This window comes from Vogesella mureinivorans, from assembly GCF_007644035.1.
In the GTDB taxonomy this organism is placed as follows: domain Bacteria; phylum Pseudomonadota; class Gammaproteobacteria; order Burkholderiales; family Chromobacteriaceae; genus Vogesella; species Vogesella mureinivorans.
In genome coordinates, this window is record NZ_VMTV02000678.1 from 1 (window position 1) to 414 (window position 414).

Below are 414 nucleotides of genomic sequence, written 5' to 3' on the forward strand. Positions count from 1 at the left end.
ACTCGTGGTCGTAACCCACGCTGATCGTCCAGTTCGGCGTCTGGGGCGGCTTCCTCCCGCCGAGATCGGGCTGGGTGATGACACCGGGCCGGGTCTGGAGATCGCCCACCGCCGAGGAACCGTTGCCGGCGCAACCCGGGTTGACGCAGACCACCGGGATCGATGCCAGCAGCGTCTCGTAGGTCGGCTTCACGTAGTTGACCGAGGCCCGGAAGGTGCCGTTGGCTCCCACCGCGATCTGGGTGTCGGCCTCGACCCCCCAAACTTCCGCGCTGCCCGCGTTGAACACCTGGGCGCCGAGCGCGGAGTCGATCAGCACGCTGACCTGAAGATCGCGATAGTCGTAATAGAACGCGGCGAGGTTGACGAAGTTGCGGCCCGTAGCCCCGAAGTTGATCTTGGTGCCCACCTCGT

1 protein-coding gene is annotated in these 414 nt (G+C 65.9%); it reads right to left on the reverse strand.

All coding sequences use genetic code 11. The features are described 5' to 3' along the window. Positions 1-414, reverse strand: a 414-nt coding sequence (locus tag FLQ44_RS17695; protein ID WP_147695457.1) for a TonB-dependent receptor domain-containing protein, incomplete at both ends; no start/stop codon positions are given.